Here is a 25,553-nt window from a genome sequence, read left to right as displayed (position 1 = left end):
AAGTCCGCCTTCGTCGGCGAAGAGCTGGCCAAGTCCGACCGTCCGGAACTGACCGCCGCCAAGATCGTGGTCTCCGGTGGCCGCGGCATGCAGAACGGCGACAACTTCAAGCTGCTGTACTCCCTGGCGGACAAGCTCGGTGCCGCTGTCGGTGCGTCCCGCGCCGCGGTCGACGCCGGCTTCGTGCCGAACGACATGCAGGTCGGCCAGACCGGCAAGATCGTCGCGCCGCAGCTGTACATCGCGGTCGGCATCTCCGGTGCCATCCAGCACCTGGCCGGCATGAAGGACTCGAAAGTCATCGTCGCGATCAACAAGGACGAAGAGGCTCCGATCTTCCAAGTCGCCGACTACGGCCTGGTCGGTGATCTGTTCCAGATCATTCCGGAGCTGGAAGCGGCTATCTGAGCCACTCCCGCCCAGGAAAAAGCCCGCGCAATGCGGGCTTTTTCATTTTCAGTGGCTCTGGCTGTCGAGGAAGGCCAGGTAATGCCGGGCGGTCTCGTCCGGGCGCTCGATCATCGGCACGTGGCCGACATCGCGCATGATCACCACGCTCGGCCGGCGCAGCAGCGGCTTCATCACCTCGACGCTGGAAACGTCCAGCAGGCGGTCGCGATCGCCCCACAGCAGCAGGGTCGGTGCGGTGATCCGCGGCAGTTCCGGCTCCAGCGGGATATAGCGTTCGAGCAACTGGCCGAGCACCTTGCGGTTGAACGCGCTGCGCTCCACGGCGCGTTCGCCGAGATAGTGCTGCAGCCGCTCGGGTAGCGCCGGAGGCTGGACGAAGACGAACTCCAGCAACGCCGGGAAATCCTCGGCCCTGCTCAGGATCAGCGGGTTTTCGCCTTTCTCCATGCGCTGGATGAACTCGCTCTTGCGCGGCGCGTCGATGCCGGCGTTGTCGAACAGCGCCAGGGACAGCACCTGCTCCGGATGCCGCGCGGCGAGCACGGCGACGATCTGCCCGCCCATGGAATTGCCGACCAGGTGCATCCTGCCGATGCCCAGGGCGCGGGCGAAGTCCACCAGCCGCTCGGCCTGGGAGCCGACGTCGTAGCTGATGTTGTCCGGCCGGCTGCTGTCGCCGAAGCCGGGCAGGTCCACCGCGATCACCCGGTAGCGGTCGGTCAGGTGGCGGGCGAAGCGCGGCCAGTTGTCCTTGTCGGCGCCGAAGCCATGCACCAGCAGCACGACCTGTCCATCCTGCGGGCCGCCCTCGTAATAGTGGATGTCCAGATCGTCGACCTGCTGGGTCTTCTCGGCGAGGCCGGCGCGGGCGCGCTCGATCAGTTGCGTGCCGGCGAGGAGGGTGGCGGGGGAGAAATACAGGATGCCGGCGGCAGCGGCGAGCAGCAGGATCAGGCCGAGCAGGGCTTTCTTCATGAAGTGTCCTTGTCGTGAGGGCGAGCCGGGCGCGGCGCGGGGATACACCCGGCGCGGCCGTGCGCTAGTATGGCGCGTTTCCGGCCTGTCCGGCCCATCCGCTGAACGAGGCAATCCGATGCCCGACGCTTTTCTCCCGCTTCGCCCGCTGCTCCTGCTGGCTTGCCTGGCGCTGCCGTTCTGCGCACAGGCGGCCGGCAAGTGCGAGAGCCTGGTCGCCACCGGCAGCCCGGACGATCCGCCCTACCTCTGGCGCGACCCGGCCCATCCGGAACGCCTGATCGGTGCCGAGGCCGACCTGCTGGAACGCATCGGCAAGGCCATCGGCGTGGAAATCCGCGTGCTCTACGCCGGGTCTCGGCTGCATGCCGAGGACGAGGCGCGCAGCGGCCGCTTCGACCTGTTCAGCGGCGCCTTCCTCACTACCGACCGCCTGGAGCGCATGGACTACGTGCATCCGGCGTTCCTTGCCGCAGGCAGCTCCATATGGGTGCGCAAGGATGCCGCTTTTCCCACCACCCGGCCGGAGGACCTGATCGGCCGCAAGGGCGTGGCCCTGACCAGCCAGAATCTCGGCCCCGGCTTCGACGCCTTCTCCCGGCAACTGACCCTGGAGCGTGTGCCGAGCCTGGCGCAGGCCTTCCAGCAACTGCTGCTCGGCCGCTCCGACTACCTGATCCATCCCTATTACCCGGCCCTGGCGGCGCTCGACACCCTGGGCATGCTGAACGACGTGCAGGTGCTGGAACCGCCGGTCGCCAGCGATGGTCTGTACCTCGCGCTGGCGCATGACTCCGCCTGCAACACGCCCTGGCTGCGCGGACAGCTGGCGAAAAAAATGACAGAATTGACCGCCGCAGGCGTCCCGCAGCGCTTGCTCGAGGACAACCTGGCGCGCTGGAAGGCCCAGCAGTTGCAGCCGGGCGGCATTCCCACCCAGTAGGACAACAGATTCGTGATCGATCGATGGATGATGGTCGCCGGTCTCGCCGTGCTGACCCTGGCGGGCTGCGCGACGAACGACCCGCTGCCGGGCGAGCAGATGCGCCTGGCCGAGCAGGCCCTGGAACAGGCCAGGGCAGTCGGTGCGACCGATGAGCTGGCCGAGCTGAAGCTGGCCGAAGACAAGTACCAGGCGGCCCAGGCTGCGCTCTCCGCAGAGGAGAACAAGCAGGCCCGGCAACTCGCCGAGCAGGCCGAACTGGACGCCCGCCTGGCCGAAGCGAAGGTGCTGACCCGCAAGAGCGCCGAACAGCTCGCCGAACAGAGCAAGAGCATCAATCGCCTGCGCAAGCAGCTGGGAGAGGTGCAATGAAGTCCGCTCCGATGATGCTGCGCCTGGTGGCCCTGCTCGCACCTCTGGCACTGGCCGGTTGCGCCGCCTCGCAGCAGAGCGAGCAGGCGCTGGAACAGGCACGCTCCCAGTTCCAGTCGGTCAAGGAGGATTCCAACGTGCTGCGCAGCGCGCCCAAGGACGTGATCCGCGCCGGCGAATCGCTGGGGCGCGCCGAGCGTCTGTCCAGCTACTGGGGCAGCGGTGGCGACGTGCTGCAGTACGCCTATCTCAGCCAGCGTTACAGCGAGATCGCCCGCGAGCACAGCAACCTCGCGCTCAACCAGGAGCGCCTGGCGAAGCTGCAGATGGAGCGCGAGCGGCTGCAGCTGGCCATGCGCGAGGCGCGCCTGCTCAGCGTGCAGCAGCAGAGCCGCTGGCTGGAAGAACAGATGGTCAGCCTGGCGACCAACGAAACCGAGCGCGGCCTGGTGCTGACCCTCGGCGACGTGCTGTTCGACAGCGGCGAGGCTTACCTCAAGCCGGCGGCGAACCGCACCGTGCTCAAGCTGGTGCAGTTCCTCCAGCTCAATCCGCGGCGGGTGATCCGCATCGAGGGCTACACGGACAGTGCCGGCAATGCGCAGGAAAACCTGCAACTGTCCCGCGACCGCGCCCAGGCGGTGGCCGACGCGCTGATCGACCTCGGCATCGAGAGCCGGCGCATCCAGGTCCAGGGCTATGGCGAAGGCTATCCGGTGGCGGACAACGCCTCGTCCCTGGGACGTGCGCAGAATCGCCGGGTCGAGATCGTGTTTTCCGACGACAAGGGGCAGCTCGGCAGCATGCGCTGATACTTCCCGCCCCACTTCTTGCTGACGTTACGAAGCCCCGGACCGCAAGGTTCGGGGCTTTTTCGTGCCTGGGAGACCGGCATTCCGTCGGCAGGAACTGTACGACGGAGAATCCCTGCTACTGTTCTGGAACAGTTTCCACTTTTTCGATACTGTTTCGGTTCAATGACCGGGGGACGGCTGTCGTGACCAATCTGCTGCTATATCAACGCATCGCCCAGCAACTTGCCGAAGACATCCGCCGTGGCGTCTACCAGCCGGGTGAGCGCGTGCCCTCGGTGCGCAAGCTGAGCACCCAGCTCAACGTCAGTCACGCAACTGTTCTGCAAGCCTATGCGACCCTCGAGGACCAGGGGCTGATCCGCGCCCGTCCGCAATCCGGCTTCTACGTGCACCGCACGCCGGCGCTGACCGCCTCGACGCCGGACATCGCGCGGGTCGAGCGGCCGGGACTGGTCACCCGCAGCAGCATCATCAACCAGGTGCTGGCCGAAGCGCGCCGGGAAGGCGTGTTCCCGCTCGGCGCGGCGGTGCCGCATGTCGACTACCTGCCGGTGCGCGCGCTGCACCAGCAACTGGCCAAGGTCACCCGCTTCTCCAGCCCGCGCGCCTTCAGCTACATGTTCAGCCCCGGCTACGAGCCGCTGCGCCGCCAGGTGGCGATCCGCATGCGCGATGCCGGCGTGGTGGTCGACCCGACCCAGGTGACCATCACCCACGGCTGCGTGGATGCGATCCACATGGCGCTGCGGGTGATGACCCGTCCCGGCGACCTGATCGCCACCGAGTCGCCGAGCTACTACGGCCTGCTGCAACTGGCCGACATCCTCGGCCTCAAGGTGATCGAGATTCCCAGCGACCCGCTGACCGGCATCAGCCTGGAGGCCCTGCAGCTGGCCGCCAACCAGTGGCCGATCAAGGCGCTGGTGTTGACCGCGCGGCTGAGCAATCCGCTGGGCGGGACCATTCCCGAGGAACGCCAGAAGCAGCTGCTGAAGCTGACTTCCGAGCACAACATCGGCGTGATCGAGGACGACATCTACGGCGAGCTGATGTTCGACCAGGGCCAGACCAAGGCGCTCAAGGCCCACGACCGCGAGGGCAGGGTGGTGTACTGCTCGAGCTTCTCCAAGACCATCTCCCCCGGGGTGCGCATCGGCTGGATCATCGCCGAGCGCTACCAGGAGGAAATCCGCCGCCTGCAGACCTTCACCACCCACTCGGCCTGCACGGTGACGCAGATGGGCGTGGCGGCCTACCTGGAGAACGGCGGCTACGACCGCCACCTGCGCTACATCCGCCAGGAGTACCGGAAGAACATGACCGCCTTCCAGCTGGCGGTGCAGCAGTACTTCCCGGATGGCACGCAGATGACCCGGCCGAAGGGCGGCTTCATCCTCTGGGTCAGCCTGCCGGCCAAGGTGAATACCAAGGAGCTGCACGTGCGCGCGCTGGAGCAGGGCATCAGCATCGCGCCGGGGCTGATCTTCAGTAACACCGAGCAGTTCAACAACTGCCTGCGCCTGACCTGCGGCATCCCGTGGAATCGCGAGGCCGAGCGGGCGATCATGACCCTCGGCATGCTGGCCTGCCAGCTCTGCCAGGAGGAGCAGATCGCGGCCTGATGCCGTTCGGCCGGGAGATGCTCTTGTTGGAGCGAGCCTGCTCGCGAACAGGCTCCGCTGCGGGGTTCGTTCGCGAGCAAGCTCGCTCCTACGAAAAGCGGTTTGACCCGTTTTGGCTGACGGCCTCGTCTGAAGGTGTGACTCCTTCACCGAGGCCGCCGCCATGTCGCTTCCCGTCACCTCCCTTTGTCCCATCGCCCAGGGTTTCGCCATCGGCTTGCTGCTGGCCGTCGGCGGCTGCGGCCAATCCACCCAGCAACAGCCGGAAACCGCCGCCCAGGCGCCGGTGGTGACCCCAGCCGTGGTTGCCGATGTCGCCGCCAAGGCCGAGGCCCGTCGCGCCGTGCCGGCTGCCGCGTCCATGCTGGAGAGCTACGCGTTGCCGGTGACACCTGAACCGCTGCCGGGCGGCTACCGCGACGTGCCCCGCGAGCAGTACCGGAACCTGCCGCAGAATCCCGTGCACGCCGTGGCCGAGGCGCCGGTTTCGACCTTCAGCATCGACGTCGACACCGGCAGCTACGCCAATGTCCGGCGCATCCTCAACGAAGGCCGTCTGCCGCCGGAAGGCGCGGTGCGGCTGGAGGAGATGGTCAACTACTTCCCCTACGACTACGCGCTGCCGGCCGATGATTCGCCGTTCGGCATCACCACCGAGCTGGCGCCGTCGCCGTGGAACCCGCAGACGCGCCTGCTGCGCATCGGCATCAAGGCGTCCGAGCGCAGCGTCGCGCAGCTGGCGCCGGCCAACCTGGTGTTCCTGGTGGACGTTTCCGGATCGATGGACCGCCGCGAGGGCCTGCCGCTGGTGAAGAGTACCCTCAAGCTGCTGGTGGACCAGTTGCGCGAGCAGGACCGCGTCGCCCTGGTGGTCTATGCCGGCGAATCGCGGGTGGTGCTGGAGCCGACCTCCGGGCGCGACAAGGTGAAGATCCGCGCCGCCATCGACCAGCTCAGCGCAGGCGGCGCCACCGCCGGCGCCTCGGGCATCGAGCTGGCCTACCAGATGGCGCAGAAGGGCTTCATCGAGGGCGGCATCAACCGCATCCTGCTGGCCACCGACGGCGACTTCAACGTCGGCATCAGTGATTTCGAGACCCTCAGGCAGATGGCTGCGGAGAAGCGCCGCAGCGGCGTCTCCCTGACCACCCTCGGCTTCGGCGTGGACAACTACAACGAGCGGCTGATGGAGCAACTGGCCGATGCCGGCGACGGCAACTACGCCTACATCGACAACCTGCGCGAGGCGCGCAAGGTGCTGGTGGAACAGTTGAGCTCGACCCTCGCGGTGCTGGCGAAGAATGTCAAGATCCAGCTGGAGTTCAACCCGGCGACGGTCAGCGAATACCGCCTGCTCGGCTACGAGAACCGCGCGCTCAAGCGCGAGGACTTCAACAACGACCAGGTCGATGCCGGCGAGATCGGCGCCGGGCACACGATCACCGCGCTCTATGAAATCGTCCCGCGCGGCGCCAAGGGCTGGCTGGACGACCTGCGCTACCAGCCGGCGCAGCCGGGCAGCGAGGGCAAGAGCGACGAACTGGCGCTGCTGCGGGTGCGCTACCAGGCCCCGGAGGGCGGCGCGAGCAAGTTGATCGAGCGGCCGATCCATGCCGCCGAGCAGCGCGCCAGCCTGGCCGAGGCCAGCGACGATCTGCGCTTCGCCGCTGCGGTGGCGGCTTTCGCCGAACAGCTGCGTGGCGGCCGTTACACTGGCGCCTTCAGTGTGCGCGATACTGTGCAACTGGCGCGGGCGGCGCGCGGCGACGATCCGTTCGGACTGCGCGCTGAGTTCGTCCAGCTCGCCGAGTTGGCGCAGAGCCTGCAGACCCCGATTCCCACCCAGGCACGGACGGAGTGATGTGAACAGCGTTGGCATGGATGAGGACGCCGCCCTGCTGCGGCGTTACCGACAAGGCGATGCCGAGGCCTTCGGCGTGCTCTACGCGCGCCATCGCCTCGGCCTGTTCCGCTTCCTCTGCGGCCTGTGCGGCGACCAGGCGCAGGCCGAGGAAGTGTTCCAGGAAACCTGGCTGAGCCTGATCCGCAGCGACAGCGAGCCGGGGCGGGCGAGCTTCAAGACCTGGCTCTACCAGATCGCCCGCAACCGCCTGATCGACCACTGGCGCAAGCACGGCCGCCAGCAGGGGCTGCACGAGGAATTCGACGAACAGCTGCACGGCGATGCCCTGCCGGGGCAGGGCGAGGAGCCCGAGCGGCAACTGGCCCTCAGCCAGGACCGCCAGCGCCTACGCGATGCGCTGGAGGCCCTGCCCGGCGAGCAGCGCGAAGTGTTCCTGCTGCGCGCCCACGGCGAACTGGAACTGAGCGAGATCGCCGAACTGACCCGCACGCCCGCCGAGACGGTGAAGAGCCGTCTGCGTTATGCCCTGCAGAAACTGCGGCGCTTGCTGGCCGATCCGGCCGCCGCCATGGAGGTGAATCCATGAAACGCGACCCGCACGACGAAGCGCTGCTCGAGCATTACCGCCGGCACAGCGACGAACAGCCGCCAGCCGAGCTCGACGCGCGCATCCTGGCGGCCGCGAAAGCCGCCGCGCAATCGAACCGGCGTCCGGGCTGGCGCGAACGCCTGCTGCACTGGCTGTCCGCCTCCGGCCACCAGCATCGCTGGGGCGTGGCGCTGGCCAGCGTGGCGGTCCTCGCCGTCGGCCTGAGCCTGACCCAGCGCACCTTCGAGCACGCCCCGCCCGCCGCGATCCCGGCGATCGCCCCGGCATCCAGCGATGCTCCGACGCTCAGGTCCGCGCCCGCCCTGGCGCCGTCGGCGCCCATCGGCGACACGCATCTGTTCGAGGAGGAAGCGCAGAGCACCGAGGCCGAATCCGCGGCGGAGCTGGGCAAGCGCCGCGCCGAGGCCCGTTCCCAGGGGGTCCCTGCATTGCGCCAGGAACCGCCGGCCCAGGCTGCCGCCAAGGCCGATGCCGCCGCGCCCGAGCCGCGGGCCAGCCTGCTGCGCTTGCAGGGGCTGTACCGGGACGGCCGCGACGATGCCGCGCAACAGCTGCGGGAAGAGCTGCAGCGGCGTTATCCGCGGCTGGACATAGACGCCGAGCTGCGCCGGCTGCAGGAGAAACCTTGATCCATTGCGGCCTGCCCCGCAGGCCGCTCCGTTACGCTGGAAAGGATCCGATCGGCGGATGATCCCCGCCGCCGGAGGGCTCTTGTGTTGTGTCACGACTCGCGCCACGATTGCGCGATTTTTCCTGCAGCCCGCCCATGATGCTCCGTCGCCTCGCCATCCTGCTGTGCCTGCCGCTCCTCCTCAGCGCCTGTGGCGACGAGGCGCAGGCACCATCGCCGCCGCCCAGGCCGGTCAGTACACCGGCGCTGCCGGAGCCCGGCGTTCCTCCAGCCGCCGCTCAGGCTTCGACCGCTCCCGTGGCCGCGCCGGCGAAGCCGCAGGCAGCGACCGAGCCGCCCGCCAGCAAGGAAAAGGCGACGCAGCCCGCCGCCCCGCTGGCCGCGCGCACGCCCCGCAAGCCCCATGCGACCCCGGTGCCGCAACCGCCGGTGGACCTGCGCCTGCCCCATGAGCTGATGGCCGACCTGTTCCCGGACAAGGCGCCCGACAGCGTGCCGGAAAAGCGCCTGCTGCCGCCGATGTTCATCGACAGGTCGAGCGAGAGCCCGTTCCAGCTCAACGGCAAGCTCCTGCACAAGGACCGCGCGGGCCAGGACGACGACTACTGGGAGACGGTGGACGGGGCCGAACTGCAGTTCGAGTTCCGCCGCTAGTAGCCGAAGTCTGGCGTAGGGCGAATGAAGCGGAACGCTTCATCCGCCGATCGGGTACGTGCCGGGGTTGCGGCGGATGACGCTGGCGCGTCATGCGCCCTACACAGAGCCGCAACGCCAGAAACGTAGGGTGGATGAGGTTTTTTTCATCCACCCTTGCGGGGCCGCATGCGCGGCCGTGGTGGATCGGTGGAACTGATCCACCCTACGGGACCTCGGCCCATTGCATTCAATCGAGATACAGATCGGGCAACAACGGCCCCGCCGTCGGATCGACCCGGTACTGCTCGAATTCGCTCTGCCCCTGTTCCCGCAGCACTTCCTCGTCGATCAGCAGCCGCCCGCTGATGCTGCGCCCGCCGCTGCAGAGGATGGCGTGGGCGGCGTCGGCCATGATCGCCGGGGTGCGGGCCTGCCTGAGCATGGCGCTGCCGCCCACCTCGAACTCGATGGCAGCGGTGGCGATGATGGTTCGCGGCCACAGCGAGTTGACACTGATCCCGTACTTGGCGAATTCCTCGTGCATGCCCAGGGTGAGCATGCTCATGCCGTACTTGGTCACGGTGTAGGGGCCGTACTGGGCGAACCACTTGCTCGCCAGGTTGATCGGCGGCGACAGGCTGAGGATGTGGCCGTTGCCGCTCTGCTTCAGGTAGGGCAGCGCGGCCTGGCTGCAGACCAGCACGGCGCGGGTGTTGATCTGGTGCATCAGGTCGAAGCGCGACGGCTTGAGCTGCTCGACGCCGACCAGCCTGATCGCCCCGGCGTTGTTCACCAGTGCGTCGATTCCGCCGAAGCATGCCGCGGCCTGGGCCATGGCGGCGGCGACGGCGTTCTCGTCGCGCACATCCAGCTGCAGGGCGAGGGCCTTGCCGCCGGCGGCCTCGACTTCCGCGGCGACGCTGTGGATGGTGCCGGGCAGCTTGGGATGCGGCTCGGCGCTCTTCGCCGCGATGACCACGTTGGCGCCGTCGCGCGCCGCGCGCAGGGCGATCTCGCGGCCGATGCCGCGGCTGGCGCCGGTGATGAACAGGGTCTTGCCTTGCAGGGACATGGGAACTCCTGGGTCTGTCGGGGTGATTGGTCAGGTCGCATCCGGCGGTTGCGGCGGGCCTATGACCCGCCCCATGGCGCCGTGGATGCCCATCTCGCGCAGCACGCGCAGTTCGCCCTCGCTTTCCACCATCTCGGCGATCAGCGGCAGGTCGATGCTGTTGCTGGCGCGGAACACCGCCTCGATGAACAGGCGCTTGTCGTCTTCCTGGTCGATGCAGCGAATATAGCTGCCGTCGATCTTCAGGTAGGCCAGGCCGAGGCGGGTGAGGTTGCCGATCAGGCTGAAGCGCCCGCCGAAATGCTGCAGGGCGAGGCCGGCGCCGGTGTCGTGCACCGCGCGGGCCAGGCCTTCCAGTTCGGCGGGTGGCGGCAGATGGTGCTCGTCCAGTTCCAGGGTGAGCAGGCGCGCCAGTTGCGGGCGGGCCCTGAGCAGGCCGAGCAGGCGTTCCAGGTGCTGCGGCGTGCGCACGCTGGCGGCGGACAGGCTCAGCGCCAGCGGCTCGGGTTGCCGGGCGAGATGGGCGAGGCAGAGCTCGAGCATCGCCAGGTCCAGCCGCGCGGCCCAGCCGAAGCGCCCGATCCACGGCAGGAACTGTCCGGCGCCGAGGGTTTCGCCGTTCTCCCCGGGCAGACGGGCGAGCGCCTTGCGCTGCAGCAGCGCGCCATCGACGGCGCATTCGCGCACCGGCTGCAGCCACAGCTGCAGCTTGCCGTGCTGCAGGGCGTCGTCGAGGCGGGCGTGCCAGGCGTGGCTGTCCAGGGCGGGCTGGCCGGCGCCGTTGTCCAGCCATCGCCAGGGGCGTTCCGCCAGGCTCTCGGCCTGGGCCAGCGCCTGGTCGGCGCGGTCGAGGATGGCTTCCCGGGTTTCGCCGGGACGGAAGGCTGCGAGGCCGAGGTGCGCCGGCGGTGTGCGGTCGCTGGCGCCGGTGCGCTGCAGGTTGTCCAGCTGCGCGCAGAGGTCCTCCGCCAGCGCCTCCGCCTCGGCTGCCTGCAGGCCGGGGGCGAGCAGGGTGAATTCGCCGCCGCGGCTGCGCGCTGCCAGCCACTCGGGCGTGCCGCGCTGCTGCTGGGCTTGCCGGAGAACTTCGGCGACCTCGCGGATCAGCGCGTCGACATGCCGGCCGCCGAAACGCTGGTTGAGCCCGCCGAGATCGTGCAGGCGCAGCAGCAGGAGATAGCCGGCGGCGTTCTGTTCCGAGGGCAGCAGTTGCGCGTCCAGGCGGGCGTCGAACAGGCGCCGGTTGGCCAGGCCGGAGAGGGCGTCGTGATAGGCCTCCTCGCGCAGCCGCTCGCTGTGCGCGGCCTGCTCGGCGAACAGCGCCTTGAGCTTGTCGACCATCTGGTTCATGGCCTGCACCACGCGGCGCAGTTCCGGCGTGCGCGGCTCCTTCGCCAGGGTGAAGAATTCGCGGCGGCTGATTGCGCGGGCCTGCTGTTCCATCTGTTCCAGCGGGCGCAGCTGGGTGCGCAGCAGCCAGCCGCCGAGCAGGGCGCTGAGAACGCCGCAGCCGAGCAGCCAGGCCAGGCTGCCGAGGGCGCCATCCCACAGCCGCTGCAGGGCGAAGCGCGGATGGCTGGCCACCTCGACCCGCGCCGCCTGCTCCCAGCCGCGCATGATCAGCGCGTCGCCGCCCTGGGTGCGCAGGTCGACCAGCCTGGCGAACCAGTCCGGCACCCGGTCGTCGCCGCCGTCGCTGTGGCGTTCCACCAGCACGCTGCTGTCGGCGATGCGCACCACGCGGATGCTGGCGAAGTAGCCGCTGTCGAAGATCGAGCTGACCATCAGCTCGGTCATCGCCGGGTCGTCGACGTAGGGCGTCAGCGACAGGCCGAGCGCGGTGGCGGCGTCCTGGGCGTGGGAGCGCAACTGGCTGATCGACTGCTCGCGGGAGCTTTCCACGCTGCTGACGAAACTGCCGGCGAAGGCCGCCACGAGGAACAGGCAGATGGCGAGGAACAGCTGTTTGATCAGGGACATGGGGCGCTCCTAGCGCGCCTGCTCGAGGGGCAGGCCCTCGGCGCGCATGTGGGCCAGCAGATCCTGCCAGCGCGACAGCTGCTTGCTGTTGCCGCTGCGCCGCCCGCCGCCGGGGCCGGGCAGCCAGACCCCCTCGGTGTTGAAGGCGTAGACCGGCAGCAGGTCGCTGCGCTGCGAGGCGGGACGGATTTCCGGATCGAGGTTGTCCAGTACCAGTGGATCGGCGCTGGGCGTGGGGTAGTAGGCCAGCACCATGTGCGCCTGGTTCTGCCGCAGTGCCTTGACGTAGGTGATGCGCAGCCGGTCGCTGGAGACGCCGAGCTGGCGCAGGGTCACGTACTTGGCGATGGAATAGTCCTCGCAGTCGCCGGCGCCCTTGTACAGCGTCTCCAGCGGCGTCGCCCAGTATTCCTCCTGGCCCCAGACCTGGCGGTCGCTGGCGAACAGCAGGCTGCGGTTGAAGAAGGCGTTCACCGCCTGCAGCCGGGCGCTTTCGTCGAGGTCGCGGCTGGCGTCGAGCAGGCGCCCCCAGTCGGCGATGCGCTGGCGGGCGTCGCCGAGGTTGCCGTAGGTGCGTTCGGCCCGGGCGAGGATTTCGTCGAATTTCCAGTTGGCCAGCACGCCGCCGAACGCGGCGAGGAACAACGGCAGCAGCAGCGCCGCCCAGGCGCGTGGCGGCGCGGGATACAGTCGGCACGCTCCTTGTAATGGCTGCATCGCCAGGGCTCCGCGGGGACTTCCTGAAGCCTAAGGGAGGCTCGGGCGGTGCGCCAGTTGGGGTTGAAACGAAAACTGACAGGTTTGTATGTCAGGAATATCCGCGGCCAGCGTCGATCGGCCTATAAAGGGGAATACTTTTTCGGTTGCGGCGTGCAGGAAAAGGACTCGGCGAGGTCGGACGGATGCGCAGTGTGCGGATCGGCAAGGCGGGATGGCTGGCGTTGGCGGTGCTTCTGGCGGTGGTCGGAGCTACGGCCTTCTGGCTGCTGGCGCGTGAGCCGGCGCGGCCCCAGGCATCCGCGGTGGCGCCCGGCGTGCCGGTGGTGCTGGCGCGGGTGGAGCGGCAGGACGTCGCCCAGCGGTTGTCCGGCATAGGCACCGTCACCTCGCTGCACAACGTGGTGGTGCGCACCCAGGTGGATGGCGTGCTGACCCGGGTGCTGGTGGAGGAGGGGGAACTGGTCAAACAGGGCGAACTGCTGGCGACCATCGACGACCGTGCGATTTCCGCCGCCATCGCCCAGGCCGAGGCGTCGCGCCTGAACAGCGAGGCGCAGCTGCGCATAGTCGAGCAGGACCTGCGGCGCTACCGCCTGCTGTATGCCGACCGTGCCGTGTCCAAGCAGACACTCGACCAGCAGGAAGCCCAGGCCGCCCAGCTGCGCGCCACGCTGAAATCCAACCAGGCGCTGATCGACGCCGAGCGGGTGCGCCTGTCCTATACGCGCATCACCTCGCCGGTGAACGGCCGGGTGGGCATCCGCAACGTCGATCCCGGCAACCTGCTGCGGGTCGGCGACGCCACCGGGCTGTTCAGCGTGACGCAGATTTCGCCGATCTCGGTGGTGTTCTCCCTGCCGCAGGAAAACCTGCCGCTGCTGCATCCGCTGATTGGCGGCGCCACGCCGGTGAGCGCCTACACCCGCGACGGCGGCCAGTTGCTGGCGGAGGGGCGGCTGCAGAGCCTGGACAACCAGGTCGCCAGTTCCACCGGCACCATCCGCGTGCGTGCGCTGTTCGACAACGCCGAATCGCGGCTGTGGCCGGGGCAGTTCGTCGCCGTCAGCCTGCAGGCCGGCATCCTCAGCGGCCGCCTGGTGCTGCCGAGCAAGGCGGTGCGCCGGGGGCTGGAGGGCAATTTCGTCTATCGCCTGGAGGATGACCGGGTCGAGGCGGTGCCGGTGCGGGTGGTGCAGGAAGTCGATGGTCTCAGCGTGGTCGAGGGCCTGGCGGCGGGCGACCAGGTGGTGCTGGACGGCCATTCGCGGTTGACGCCGGGTGCACGGGTCGAGGTCGTCGGCGGGCCGCAGGCGCTGGCCGGGCAGAGGCCGCAGCCGTGAACGCGCGGATCGGCATGTCCGGCTGGTGCGTGCGCCATCCGATCGCCACCGTGCTGCTCACCATCGCCTCGCTGCTGCTGGGCCTGCTGGCCTTTCTCCGCCTTGGCGTGGCGCCGCTGCCGCAGGTGGATTTCCCGACCATCCAGATCAACGCCCTGCTGCCCGGGGCCAGCCCGGAAACCATGGCCTCGTCGGTGGCGACGCCGCTGGAGGTGCAGTTCAGCGCCATCCCCGGGATCAGCGAGATGGTCTCCACCAGCGCCCTCGGCTCCACCAACCTGACCCTGCAGTTCGACCTGGAGAAGGACATCGACGTCGCCGCCCAGGAAGTCCAGGCCGCGATCAACGCCGCCGCCGGACGCCTGCCGGCGGACATGCCGAACCTGCCGACCTGGCGCAAGATCAACCCGGCGGAGAGCCCGGTGATGATCCTGCGGGTCAACTCCAGGATGATGCCGCTGATCGAGCTGAGCGATTACGCGGAGGTGTTGCTGGCCCGCCAGCTCAGCCAGATCCGCGGCGTGGGGCAGATCTTCCTGGCCGGCCTGCAGCGTCCGGCGATCCGCATCCAGGCGCAGCCGGAGAAGCTCGCCGCCTACCGCCTGACCCTCGCCGACCTGCGCCAGTCGCTGCAGGCGGCGAGCATCAACCTGGCCAAGGGCGCGCTGTTCGGCGAGGGCAGGGTGTCCACCCTGGCGGCCAACGACCAGCTGTTCAGCCCGGCCGAGTACGACCATCTGGTGGTCGCCTATCGCGAGGGCGCGCCGGTGTTCCTCCGGGACGTGGCGCGCATCGTCTCCGCTCCCGAGGACGACTACGTGAAGTCCTGGCCCAACGGCCAGCCGGGCGTGGCGCTGGTGGTGCTGCGCCAGCCGGGGGCGAACATCGTCGAGGTGTCCGACGCCATCCAGGCGGCCCTGCCGCGCCTGCGCGAGATGCTCCCGGCGAGCGTCGAGGTGGACGTGCTCAACGACCGCACGCGGACCATCCGCGCCTCGCTGCACGAGGTGGAGCTGACCCTGCTGGTCAGCATCGCCCTGGTGATCCTGGTGATGGGGCTGTTCCTCCGCCAGCTGTCCGCCACCCTGATCGTCGCCACGGTGCTGGCGGTATCGCTCTCCGCCAGTTTCGCGGCGATGTACCTGCTCGGCTTCACCCTCAACAACCTGACCCTGGTGGCGCTGATCATCGCGGTCGGCTTCATCGTCGACGACGCCATCGTGGTGGTGGAGAACATCCATCGCCACCTGGAGCGCGGCCAGTCGCGGCTGGAGGCGGCGCTGCAGGGCGCGGCGGAAATCGGCTTCACGGTGATTTCCATCAGCTTCTCGCTGATCGCCGCGTTCATTCCGCTGCTGTTCATGGGCGGCATCGTCGGCCGGCTGTTCCGCGAGTTCGCCCTCAGCGTGACGGTGGCGATCCTGATCTCGGTGCTGGCGGCGCTGACCCTGGCGCCGATGCTCGCCTCGCGCTTCATGGGCAGCCCGCCCGGCCATGACCGGCGCGGCCTGAACGGCTGGCTGCTGGCCGGCTACGAGCGTGCGCTGGACTGGTCGCTGGGCCACCAGCGGCTGGTGCTGGTCGGCTTCGGCCTCACCGTGGCGCTCGCGGTGGCGGGCTACGTCGGCATCCCCAAGGGCTTCTTCCCGCTGCAGGACACGGCGTTCGTGTTCGGCACCAGCCAGGCCGCCGAGGACGTGTCCTACTCGGACATGCAGGAGAAGCACCGGCAACTGGCGGAAATCGTCGCCCGCGATCCGGCGGTGCTCAGCTACAACCACGCCATCGGCGTCACCGGCGGCAGCCAGACCCTGGCCAACGGGCGCTTCTGGATCGTCCTCAAGGACCGCCGCGACCGCGACGCCTCGGTGGGCGAGTTCATCGACCGGCTGCGCCCGCAACTGGCCAGGGTGCCGGGCATCGTCCTCTACCTGCGCGCGGGGCAGGACATCAACCTCAGCACCGGCCCGGTGCGCACCCTCTACCAGTACGCCCTGCGCAGCAACGACAGCACCCGGCTGGCGCTGTGGGCGCAGCGCCTGACCGAGCGGCTGAAGGACGAGCCGGGCCTGCGCGACGTTTCCAACGACCTGCAGGTGGGCGCCAGCGTCACCGCGCTGGACATCGACCGGGTGGCGGCGGCGCGCTTCGGCCTGAACGCCGAGGATGTCAGCCAGACCCTCTACGACGCCTTTGGCCAGCGCCAGGTCGGCGAGTACCAGACCGAGGTCAGCCAGTACAAGGTGATCCTCGAACTGGACCCGCGCCAGCGCGGGCGGGCGGAGAGCCTGGAGTGGTTCCACCTGCGTTCGCCGCTGACCGGCGAGATGGTCCCGCTGTCGGCCATCGCCCGGGTCACGCCGGCGCGCTCCGGGCCGCTGCTGATCAACCACAACGGCATGCTGCCGGCGGTGAACCTGTCGTTCAACCTGGCCACAGGCATGCCGCTGGGCGAGGCGGTGAAGCTGGTGGAACGGGTGCAGCAGGAGATCGGCATGCCGTCCAGCATCATGGGCACCTTCCAGGGCACCGCGCGGGCCTTCCAGAGCGCGCTGGCGACCCAGCCGCTGCTGATCCTCGCCGCGCTGGTGGCGGTGTACATCATCCTCGGCGTGCTCTACGAGAGCTTCGTGCACCCGCTGACCATCCTGTCCACGCTGCCTTCGGCGGGGATCGGCGCGGTGCTGATGCTCTGGGCCTGGGGGCAGGAATTCTCGGTGATGGCGCTGATCGGCATCGTGCTGCTGATCGGCATCGTCAAGAAGAACGGCATCCTGATGATCGACTTCGCCCTGGCCGCCCAGCGCCAGCGCGGTCTGGCGCCGCCCGAGGCGATCCGCGAGGCCTGCCTGGCGCGCTTCCGGCCGATCATGATGACCACCCTGGCGGCCATGCTCGGGGCGATTCCGCTGATGATCGGCTTCGGCACCGGCTCGGAACTGCGCCAGCCGCTGGGCATCGCGGTATTCGGCGGACTGCTGGTGAGCCAGATGCTGACGCTGTTCAGCACGCCGGTGGTGTACCTGGCGCTGGACCGGGTGTTCCATCGGGGACAGCAGGCGCCGGTGGAGGAACCGACCCCGTAGGAGCGAGCTTGCTCGCGAACGAGGCGTTCATGCGGTGCACGGACGCCATACAAGCGCGCCATGCGCGCGACAATGGCGGAGGGTCGCGGGCATGGCCCGCTCCTACAGGTGGGCTTTGCGCGTAGGGCGAATCTTCATCGTTCCCACGCTCCCGCGTCCTACGAGACCATTCGCGAGCAAGCTCGCTCCTACGAAGAGCACGACCGTGTAGGGGCCTCAGCGAATCTCGCGGGTCTTCAAGCGCAGGATGTAGATCGACACCAGCGTCGCGCTGGTCAGCATGAACGCCCAGGCCAGCGGGCGGCGGATGAGGTAGCAGGAGAAGCCGATGCTGGTCCACATCAGCAGCAGGGTATAGACCTTGCCCTTCAGCGGAATGCCTTCGCCGTCGAGGTAGTCGCGAATCCACGGGCCGAGCCTGGGGTGGCCGACCAGCCAGTCGTAGAAACGCTGCGAGCTGCGCATGAAGCACGCAGCCGCGAGCAGCAGGAATGGCGTGGTCGGCAGGATTGGCAGGAAGATGCCGATCACGCCGAGGACGACGCTGAGCCAGCCGACGCCGAGCAGACAGTAGCGCACCCAGACCTGGGTGGGACGGCGGATTTCCACTTAGTGATGGCGTGGCTTGAGCAGGGCGGGTTTCTCTTCCGGGGCCTGGCAGAGCAGGAACAGGTTGGTCAGCAGCTCGGGGATCTGCGCCACCATGTCGTCGACCAGATGGCGGTCGCGGGCGATTTCCTCGAACTCCGGCTGTTCGTCGAACAGCCCCGAACCGACCATGATCGGCAGCAGCAGCTCGCTGACTTCCTCCTCGGCCTGCTCGAACCACACCGCCTCGCGGAGGAACACGCCTTCCATGAAGCCGATGCACCAGCCGCGGATGTCGGAATCGTCCGGGTCCGGGCCGAGTTCCGGGTCGCAGGGAAGCTCCACTTCCTCGTCGCTGGCGAGCATGCGGGTGATGTGGCCCTTGAGCAGCACCAGGGTGCTCTCGATCTCCGCACGTTCCTCGTCGCTGCGATAGTGCGGCGGCTCGGCGAACAGGGCGTCGATCCACTCGCGCTCCGGAACTTCGTCCGGGCAGATCGCCAGGGCGGTCAGGTAACCGTGTGCCGCCACGTAGTCCAAGGCTTCTTCGTGCAGATCGTCTGCATCGAGGAAGGCTTGCAGGCGGGACAGCTGTTCGTGGAAGGACATCGGCTACTACCTCGGAGGGGATGCGGGCCTGAATTGTAGTCCCTCCGGGGCCCGCGGGCAAAAGGCCGGAGCCCTGGCGACGCGCTTTGCGATGACATGCGACAAACGAATGGAGCACCTTGCGTATAATGCGCGGCTTCGATTCGGAGTCCCCCATGCTCGACCAGGCCCAGCGCATCCTCAAAGACGTATTCGGTTACGACGCCTTCCGTGGCAATCAGGCGCGGATCATCGAGCGGGTGGCCGGCGGCGGCGATGCCCTGGTGCTGATGCCCACCGGCGGCGGTAAGTCGCTGTGCTTCCAGGTCCCGGCGCTGCTGCGCGACGGCCTGACGGTGGTGGTTTCGCCGCTGATCGCGCTGATGGACGACCAGGTCGCCACCCTCGACGAGCTGGGCGTGCCGGCGGTGGCGCTGAACTCCACGCAGAGCCCGGAAGAGCAGCGCGACATCGCCGACCGCCTGCGCCGCGGCGAGATCAAGCTGCTCTATCTCGCCCCCGAGCGCCTGGTGCAGCCGCGCATGCTGGCCTTCCTGCAGCGCCTGCGGGTCAGCCTGTTCGCCATCGACGAGGCGCACTGCGTGTCGCAATGGGGCCACGACTTCCGCCCGGAATACCTGCAACTCGGCCAGCTCGCCGAGCAGTTCCCGGACGTGCCGCGCATCGCCCTGACCGCCACCGCGGACATGCGCACCCGCGATGAGATGATCCAGCGCCTGCACCTGCAGAACGCCGAGCAATACCTCTCCAGCTTCGACCGGCCGAACATCTTCTACCGCATCGTGCCCAAGGAGCAGCCGCGCAAGCAGCTGCTCGGCTTCCTCGCCGAGCGGCGGGGCGACGCGGGCATCGTCTACTGCCTGTCGCGCAAGAAGGTCGAGGAGGTCGCCGAGTTCCTCAGCAACCAGGGCTATCCGGCGCTGCCGTACCACGCGGGGCTGTCCAACGATCTGCGCGCCTTCAACCAGAAGCGCTTCCTCAACGAGGAAGGCCTGATCATGGTGGCGACCATCGCCTTCGGCATGGGCATCGACAAGCCCAACGTGCGCTTCGTCGCCCACCTCGACCTGCCGAAAAGCCTGGAAGCCTATTACCAGGAAACCGGCCGTGCCGGCCGCGACGGCCTGCCGGCGGATGCCTGGATGGCCTACGGCCTGCAGGACGTGCTGCTGCTGCGGCAGATGATGCAGAACTCCGAGGGCGACGAGCGCCACAAGCGCGTCGAGCGGCACAAGCTGGAGGCCATGCTCGCGCTGTGCGAGGAAACCCGCTGCCGGCGCCAGGCGCTGCTGGCCTATTTCGACGAGGAACTGGCCAATCCCTGCGGCCATTGCGACGTCTGCGTGGATGGCGTCGAAACCTGGGACGCCACCGAGCCGGCGCGCCAGGCGCTGTCGGCGATCTATCGCAGCGGCCAGCGCTATGGCGTCGGCCATCTGGTGGACGTGCTGCTGGGCAAGGAAACCGAGAAGGTCCGCAGTGCCGGCCACCAGCACCTGGCGGTATTCGGCATCGGCAAGTCCCGTGCCGAGGACGAATGGCGCACCCTGTTCCGGCAACTGGTCGCCCGTGGTTTCGCCGATGTGGACATCGACGGCTTCAACGGCCTGCGCCTGACCGAGGCCTGCCGCCCGCTGCTGCGCGGCGAAGAGACGCTGGCCCTGCGCCGCGATCCCAAGCCGCAGCGCAGCAAGTCGTCGTCTTCCACTGGCGGCGCCAGTCCGGCCAGCCAACTGGTGCGCCAGGAAGAGCGCGAGATGTGGGAGGCCCTGCGCACCCTGCGGCGCAAGTTGGCCCAGGAGCACTCGGTGCCGCCCTACGTGATCTTCCCCGACGCGACCCTGCTGGAAATGCTGCGCAGCCAGCCCACCACGCTCACCGCGATGGCCCAGGTCAGTGGCGTCGGCGCGCGCAAGCTGGAACGCTACGGCCAGGCCTTCCTCGACGTGCTCACCGAGTCCGAAGCGGCGCCCGACGCCCCGGCCCCGGCCGTCGACCTGCGCCATGAACTGGTGACCCTGGCCCGCGCCGGCATGACCCCGGCACAGATCGCCCGCCAGCTCGACTGCACCGAGAAGAACGTCTACAGCCTGCTGGCCGAGGCCATCGGCCGCCAGCAGCTGAGCCTGGAGCAGGCGCTGGACCTGCCGGAAGAGCTGATGGGCGAGATACAGGACGCCTTCCTCGAAGGTGACGGCGAGCTGCCGCCGGTGGCCGAACTCGCCGAACGCTTCGACGGCAGGGTGCCGGCGGGGGTGTTGCACTGCGTGCGGGCGGCCCTGCAAGCCGAGCTCGAAGTCTGACGAACGGTTATCTCACGATACAGTCTGCGACAAATTGACATTGTGCGGCCTTGATTAGCACGCTAATAATTAGCTAAATCAATTAGCCTGAAGTCGCTTCCACAATGCCAGACAACGACAAGCACTACTTCGGAACCCAGCTTGCCCAGGCCTCGCGGGCCTGGCGGGCGGAACTCGACCGCCGTCTCAGCCATCTCGGCCTGTCCCAGGCGCGCTGGCTGGTCCTGCTGCACCTCGCGCGCAATGCCCGTTCCCCCACCCAGCGCGAACTGGCCCAGTCGGTGGGCGTCGAGGGGCCGACCCTGGCGCGTCTGCTGGACGGCCTGGAGTCCCAGGGGCTGGTGCGCCGCCAGGCGGTGGCGGAGGACCGGCGCGCCAAGCACATCTGCCTGACGCCCAAGGCCGATGTGCTGATCGCCGACATCGAAAACATCGCCGCCAACGTGCGCAACGATGTCCTGCAGGGAATCCCCGAAGAGGAGGTTGCGTTATGTCAAAAGATTCTCGCGCGCATCCTCGCCAATCTTGAGAAAAATTGAGAACCCCTTCACATTATGCCGGTAGCACGTCATTTTTCCGTCGACCCTCTTGTGAGGCCCGCAACTCGTCGGGTTTCCTGGAGGGTTCGTTGGTTTTTTGACGAGTTTTCTTGACCGCACGGCCTTTCCCACCTATGCCGTGATAGCAACGGGCTTTCACGCTCGTGGGGGTTGCGGTCGGAAAATCCAATGATTGAGTGGTACCGGCACAGGCCTTCGCCAGTAGTGCCGGGAAGCCTGCGAATCCGGGACAAGAGGGTTGGGGGTCATGAACAAGAAAAAGCGAATTCCTCTGGCGCTTGCCGCCCTCACACTGGCCGTATCCGGCCACGCATATTCCCTCGGCCTCGGCGACGTCACCCTGCATTCCGCGCTGAACCAGCCGCTGAGCGCCGACATCGAGCTGCTGCAGGTGGGCAACCTGAGCACTGACGAACTGATCGCCAGGCTGGCGAGCGAAGCCTCGTTCCAGCAGGCGGGCGTGGAGCGCTTCCTGTTCCTCAATGACCTGCGCTTCACCCCGGTCATCCGCGGTGGCCGGGGTTACATCCGGGTGACCTCGACCCAGCCGGTGCGCGAGCCCTACCTGAACTTCCTGCTGGAAGTGGAGCGCCCGAACGGCCGGCTGATGCGCGAATACACGCTGCTCTTCGATCCGCCGGAATATGCTCCGGTGGCGACCCGTTCCGTCGCCAGCGAACCCTACAGGATCGCTTCACCGCAGCCTGTCCGGGAGCGGCCGGCAGCGTTCCATCCCGCCGTGCAGGGCGAACCTGCCGTCGCGAGCGAAGGGCGCTACCTCACCGTGCGCAACGATACGCTGTGGAGGATCGCCTCGCGGCTTGGCGCCAGCGGCGCGCAGCACAAGCAGCTGATGGCGGACATCTACCAGCTCAACCCGCAGGCATTCATCGGCGGCGATGCCCACCGGCTGAGGGTAGGGCAGACCCTGGTACTGCCCGCTGGCCGCCAGGCGCCGGCTGCGCCGCCGCAGGCTGTCCCGGCCGTCGCCCCGCCCGTGGCAGCCCGGCCCGCCGAGGTAGCAGCGGCGCCCGCGGTTCCGGCAGCGGATGCCCAGGTGAAGGCCGAGCTGACCGGGCTTTCCGCGGAGCGCACAGAGCTGAACGAACGCCTGGACAGCATGGCGCAGCAGCTGGATGCCCTGCAGAAGGCGCTGGAAGCGCGCGACCAGCAGATTCAGACGCTGCAGGCCGAAGTGCAGCGGCGTCAGGCTGACGCGGCCGCAGCTGCGAAGGCCCAGGCCGCTGCGCCTGCGGTGACGCCGAGTGCCGCCCCCGTGGAGGCTGCGGCGAAGCCGGCGGTGGCCGAAGCCGCCGCGGAGCCGCCGATCGGCTGGCGCTGGCTGACCGTCGGGGGCCTGCTGGCCCTGCTCGGCGGACTGCTCCTGGCCCGTCACCGGCGCCAGGGCGAACCGGATGGCGCTCCGCTGGCGCAGCAGGTCAGGGAGCCTGAGCCGGTGCGGGAAGAGCCCGTGCAGACCCGTCTCCAGCTCCAGTTGCCCGTCGTGGAGACCTTGCCGGCCGTTGCGCCCGTCCGTGCCCCGGCTGCCCCGGCTGCCGCGCCTGTCGCCGATGCGACTGTGATCAGGCTGCCCACGGCCAGCGCCGATGGCCTGGAGGGCGCCAACATCTACATCGCCTACGGTCGCTTCGGCCACGCCCGCGACATGCTGAGCGAGTCCATCGCGCAGAGCCCGCAGCGCCTCGACATGCGCGTCAAGCTGATGACCGTGCTGGCGGAACTGGGCGACGTATCCGGCTTCCATGAGCAGGAGAGCGAATATCTGGAACTGGGCGGCGATCGCCGGGAAGTGGAGCAGATCGTGGCGCGCTATCCGGTCCTGCAGAAGGCGGCGACCGAAGTGAAGGCCCCCGCTGCGGTGGAAAAGCCCCGGGTGGAGAAAGTGGAGGAGGCGGAAACGGCTCCCGAGCCATTGACCGACTGGGATGATCTGGAACTCGACGAGCCCGCTGTCGCCAGCCAGGGCAGGCCGCCGGAAAAGGTTGCGGAAGAGCTGGACGACGTCTCCTGGGATCTCGACTGGGATAGCCTCGACCTGGACAACCCGCTGGAGAATCCGCTGTGCCGCAAGAGCCCGGCACGGCTGGCCGAGCCGGAAGACTTCACCAGCAATCTGTTCGAACTCCCGGAAGTGACCGAATTCGATCCGGGCAGCGAACAGGCCGGCGTGTTCCGGCGGCAGGACGAACTGGTGGAAAGCGATCTGCTCGGCGATCTGGAAGAAGTGCCTTCCCAGCACGACGAACTCCTCGTCGAACTCGACCGCGCCCGCCGCTGCATCGACGAGGGCAACCTCGACGAGGCCTACGTCATCCTCAAGCGGATCATCGAGAACGGCGACTCCGAGGAAAGCGCCGAGGCGCGCGAGCTGCTGGCGAAGATCGCCTGAGGCGGGTGAACGAGTACTAAAAGGCCGGTCGGGATGACCGGCTTTTTTGTGTCTGCCTTTGGACGCAGGAGCCTGTAAGCGACGAGCAGCGCGCGTAGGGTGGATCACGCTCCATCGATCCACCATTCCCGCGTGCCGAAGCCTGAATGGTGGATGAAAAAGCGTCATCCACCCTACGCTACTGGACTCGACGGCGTCAGCCGAACGGGCTTCAGCGCGGCCCCGAAGGGGTGAGGCCCGTAGGGCCGAATAACCAGGGACGCAGTCCCTGGTGAGAGTCCAGCCGCCCAAACGAAAAAGCCCCCGGCATGTGCCGAGGGCTTTCGAATCTGGCTCCGCGACCTGGACTCGACGGCGTCAGCCGAACGCGCTTCAGCGCGGCCCCGAGGGGTGAGGCCCGTAGGGCCGAATAACCAGGGACGCAGTCCCTGGTGAGAGTCCAGCTGCCCAAACGAAAAAGCCCCCGGCATGTGCCGAGGGCTTTCGAATCTGGCTCCGCGACCTGGACTCGAACCAGGGACCCAATGATTAACAGTCATTTGCTCTACCGACTGAGCTATCGCGGAACAACGGTGCGTATCCTACTGATTAAAAAGGGGAAGTCAAGCTTTCCAGCTCGACTTCCCGATCCTTTTGTCAGAGCACCTGGACGATGGCGCGGGTGACCGTTTCGATGTTGCTGTTGTTCAGCGCAGCAACGCAGATACGGCCGGTGCCGACGGCATAGATGCCGAATTCGTTCTTCAGGCGCTCCACCTGCTCGGCGGTCAGGCCGGAGTAGGAGAACATGCCGCGCTGCCGGGCGACGAAGCCGAAGTCGCGCTTGGCGCCGAAGGCGGCCAGTTGGGCGACCATGGCTTCGCGCATGGCGCGGATGCGGTTGCGCATCTCGCCCAGTTCCTCTTCCCACAGGCCGCGCAGCTCGGGGCTGTTGAGCACGGCGGCGACCACGCTGGCGCCGTGGGTCGGTGGGTTGGAGTAGTTGGTGCGGATGACGCGCTTCACCTGCGACAGGACGCGGGCGGATTCCTCGCGGCTGTCGGTGACGATGGACAGTGCGCCGACGCGCTCGCCGTACAGCGAGAAGGACTTGGAGAACGAGCTGGATACGAAGAAGTTCAGCCCGGACTTGGCGAACAGGCGCACCGCTTCGGCGTCCTCGTCGATCCCGTCGCCGAAGCCCTGGTAGGCGATGTCGAGGAACGGCACGTGTTCCTTGGACTTCAGCACGTCGAGAACCTGTTGCCAGTCTTCCAGGCTCAGGTCGACGCCGGTCGGGTTGTGGCAGCAGGCGTGCAGCACGACGACGGAGCGGGCCGGCAGGGCCTTCAGGTCTTCCAGCATGCCGCTGCGGTTCACGCCCTGGGTGGCGGCGTCGTAGTAGCGGTAGTTCTGCACCGGGAAGCCGGCGGCTTCGAACAGCGCGCGGTGGTTTTCCCAGCTCGGGTCGCTGATGGCGACCACGGCGTCCGGCAGCAGGCGCTTGAGGAAGTCGGCGCCGGTCTTCAGCGCGCCGGTCCCGCCGACGGCCTGGGTGGTCACCACGCGGCCTTCGGCCAGCAGTTCGGAATCTGCGCCGAACAGCAGCTTCTGCACGCCCTGGTCATAGGCGGCGATACCTTCGATCGGCAGGTAGCCGCGCGGCGCGTGCGCCTCGATGCGGGCCTGCTCGGCGGCCTGTACGGCGCGCAGCAGAGGAAGGCGGCCTTCCTCGTTGTAGTACACGCCAACCCCCAGGTTGATCTTTCCGGGACGGGTATCGGCATTGAACGCTTCGTTCAGTCCCAGGATGGGGTCGCGGGGGGCCATTTCGACGGCGGAGAACAGACTCATTTGTCGGCAGCTCTAAAGGCAAGGATGTGGTTGCAAGTGCAACCCTTCGCGACGGGCGCTGGGGGTTGCGTCGGCGGGTCGGTATTATATCGGTCCCGGGTGAATGCAGCGAGGAGCATTCACCCGGTTTTGACGCCGCTTGCCCTTCAGCGTCACAGCCCCCGAGCGAGGTA

At 68.1% G+C, this 25,553-nt stretch carries 21 protein-coding genes and 1 tRNA gene; 14 read left to right on the top strand and 8 right to left on the bottom strand.

What is annotated here, in order from left to right:
* Positions 1-408, top strand: a 408-nt coding sequence (locus BLR75_RS15085) for an electron transfer flavoprotein subunit alpha/FixB family protein (protein WP_217633612.1), incomplete at its 5' end; no start/stop codon positions are given.
* A gap of 48 nt (positions 409-456) precedes the next feature.
* Here the strand turns inward: BLR75_RS15085 and BLR75_RS15080 are convergent.
* On the bottom strand, positions 457-1,386 hold the full coding sequence (locus tag BLR75_RS15080) for an alpha/beta fold hydrolase (RefSeq protein WP_084311426.1): 930 nt from the start codon (positions 1,384-1,386) through the stop codon (positions 457-459).
* Between the two features lie 118 nt (positions 1,387-1,504).
* Here BLR75_RS15080 and BLR75_RS15075 point away from each other — a divergent pair, with 118 nt between their 5' ends.
* From BLR75_RS15075 to BLR75_RS15040, 8 genes are all read left to right on the top strand, one after another.
* The gene (locus BLR75_RS15075; protein ID WP_084311425.1) at positions 1,505-2,329 is read left to right on the top strand and encodes a substrate-binding periplasmic protein; all 825 of its coding nucleotides are present in this window, start codon (positions 1,505-1,507) and stop codon (positions 2,327-2,329) included.
* Positions 2,330-2,356: 27 nt separating this feature from the next.
* Entirely contained in the window at positions 2,357-2,701 is a 345-nt protein-coding gene (locus tag BLR75_RS15070) for a DUF4398 domain-containing protein (protein WP_084311424.1), read from the top strand.
* Between the two features lie 14 nt (positions 2,702-2,715).
* Complete coding sequence (locus tag BLR75_RS15065) at positions 2,716-3,513, top strand: OmpA family protein (RefSeq protein ID WP_371858120.1); 798 nt, start codon at positions 2,716-2,718, stop codon at positions 3,511-3,513.
* A 185-nt stretch (positions 3,514-3,698) separates the two neighbouring features.
* Positions 3,699-5,138 (top strand): aminotransferase-like domain-containing protein, encoded by a 1,440-nt coding sequence (locus tag BLR75_RS15060; protein WP_084311422.1) that lies wholly within the window; start codon positions 3,699-3,701, stop codon positions 5,136-5,138.
* A gap of 163 nt (positions 5,139-5,301) precedes the next feature.
* Entirely contained in the window at positions 5,302-6,999 is a 1,698-nt protein-coding gene (locus BLR75_RS15055; RefSeq protein ID WP_084311421.1) for a vWA domain-containing protein, read from the top strand.
* A gap of 16 nt (positions 7,000-7,015) precedes the next feature.
* The gene (locus tag BLR75_RS15050) at positions 7,016-7,588 is read left to right on the top strand and encodes an RNA polymerase sigma factor (protein WP_090416089.1); all 573 of its coding nucleotides are present in this window, start codon (positions 7,016-7,018) and stop codon (positions 7,586-7,588) included.
* Positions 7,585-8,241 (top strand): hypothetical protein, encoded by a 657-nt coding sequence (locus tag BLR75_RS15045; RefSeq protein WP_084311419.1) that lies wholly within the window; start codon positions 7,585-7,587, stop codon positions 8,239-8,241. Before BLR75_RS15050 ends, BLR75_RS15045 begins: the two co-directional genes overlap by 4 nt.
* 137 nt (positions 8,242-8,378) lie before the next feature.
* The gene (locus tag BLR75_RS15040) at positions 8,379-8,897 is read left to right on the top strand and encodes a hypothetical protein (RefSeq protein ID WP_084311418.1); all 519 of its coding nucleotides are present in this window, start codon (positions 8,379-8,381) and stop codon (positions 8,895-8,897) included.
* 229 nt (positions 8,898-9,126) lie between these two features.
* Here the strand turns inward: BLR75_RS15040 and BLR75_RS15035 are convergent, their stop codons facing one another.
* Genes BLR75_RS15035 through lapG form a run of 3 tightly spaced genes read right to left on the bottom strand, consistent with a single transcriptional unit; the run spans position 9,127 to position 12,648 of the window.
* Entirely contained in the window at positions 9,127-9,951 is an 825-nt protein-coding gene (locus BLR75_RS15035) for an SDR family oxidoreductase (protein ID WP_084311417.1), read from the bottom strand.
* A 30-nt stretch (positions 9,952-9,981) separates the two neighbouring features.
* Entirely contained in the window at positions 9,982-11,931 is a 1,950-nt protein-coding gene (gene lapD, locus BLR75_RS15030; RefSeq protein WP_084311416.1) for a cyclic di-GMP receptor LapD, read from the bottom strand.
* A gap of 9 nt (positions 11,932-11,940) precedes the next feature.
* Positions 11,941-12,648, bottom strand: a complete 708-nt coding sequence (gene lapG / locus BLR75_RS15025) for a cysteine protease LapG (RefSeq protein WP_084311415.1) — start codon at positions 12,646-12,648, stop codon at positions 11,941-11,943.
* Between the two features lie 185 nt (positions 12,649-12,833).
* On the opposite strand from lapG, the gene BLR75_RS15020 reads away from it, so the two are divergent.
* A complete protein-coding gene (locus BLR75_RS15020) occupies positions 12,834-13,991 on the top strand; it encodes an efflux RND transporter periplasmic adaptor subunit (protein ID WP_084311414.1) in 1,158 nt (385 codons plus the stop codon).
* A 14-nt stretch (positions 13,992-14,005) separates the two neighbouring features.
* Entirely contained in the window at positions 14,006-17,077 is a 3,072-nt protein-coding gene (locus BLR75_RS15015; RefSeq protein ID WP_084311437.1) for a multidrug efflux RND transporter permease subunit, read from the top strand.
* Positions 17,078-17,293: 216 nt separating this feature from the next.
* Here BLR75_RS15015 and BLR75_RS15010 read toward each other — a convergent pair whose 3' ends face one another.
* The gene (locus tag BLR75_RS15010; RefSeq protein ID WP_084311413.1) at positions 17,294-17,686 is read right to left on the bottom strand and encodes a YbaN family protein; all 393 of its coding nucleotides are present in this window, start codon (positions 17,684-17,686) and stop codon (positions 17,294-17,296) included.
* Positions 17,687-18,274, bottom strand: coding sequence for a UPF0149 family protein (locus BLR75_RS15005; protein WP_084311412.1), 588 nt, complete (start codon positions 18,272-18,274; stop codon positions 17,687-17,689).
* Between the two features lie 155 nt (positions 18,275-18,429).
* Here BLR75_RS15005 and recQ point away from each other — a divergent pair, with 155 nt between their 5' ends.
* From recQ to BLR75_RS14990, 3 genes are all read left to right on the top strand, one after another.
* On the top strand, positions 18,430-20,577 hold the full coding sequence (recQ, locus tag BLR75_RS15000) for a DNA helicase RecQ (RefSeq protein WP_084311436.1): 2,148 nt from the start codon (positions 18,430-18,432) through the stop codon (positions 20,575-20,577).
* A gap of 104 nt (positions 20,578-20,681) precedes the next feature.
* Positions 20,682-21,116, top strand: a complete 435-nt coding sequence (slyA, locus tag BLR75_RS14995; RefSeq protein ID WP_084311411.1) for a transcriptional regulator SlyA — start codon at positions 20,682-20,684, stop codon at positions 21,114-21,116.
* A gap of 268 nt (positions 21,117-21,384) precedes the next feature.
* On the top strand, positions 21,385-23,547 hold the full coding sequence (locus BLR75_RS14990; RefSeq protein ID WP_084311410.1) for a FimV/HubP family polar landmark protein: 2,163 nt from the start codon (positions 21,385-21,387) through the stop codon (positions 23,545-23,547).
* Positions 23,548-24,037: 490 nt separating this feature from the next.
* Here the strand turns inward: BLR75_RS14990 and BLR75_RS14985 are convergent.
* Together BLR75_RS14985 and BLR75_RS14980 are read right to left on the bottom strand one after the other, a co-directional pair.
* A tRNA-Asn gene (locus BLR75_RS14985) sits at positions 24,038-24,113 on the bottom strand.
* A 70-nt stretch (positions 24,114-24,183) separates the two neighbouring features.
* On the bottom strand, positions 24,184-25,380 hold the full coding sequence (locus BLR75_RS14980; RefSeq protein ID WP_084311409.1) for an amino acid aminotransferase: 1,197 nt from the start codon (positions 25,378-25,380) through the stop codon (positions 24,184-24,186).
* Positions 25,381-25,553 lie beyond the last annotated feature (173 nt).

The sequence above is a fragment of the Pseudomonas jinjuensis genome (genome assembly GCF_900103845.1).
Classification (GTDB): domain Bacteria; phylum Pseudomonadota; class Gammaproteobacteria; order Pseudomonadales; family Pseudomonadaceae; genus Pseudomonas; species Pseudomonas jinjuensis.
This window is presented reverse-complemented; position numbering and strand designations above follow the sequence as displayed.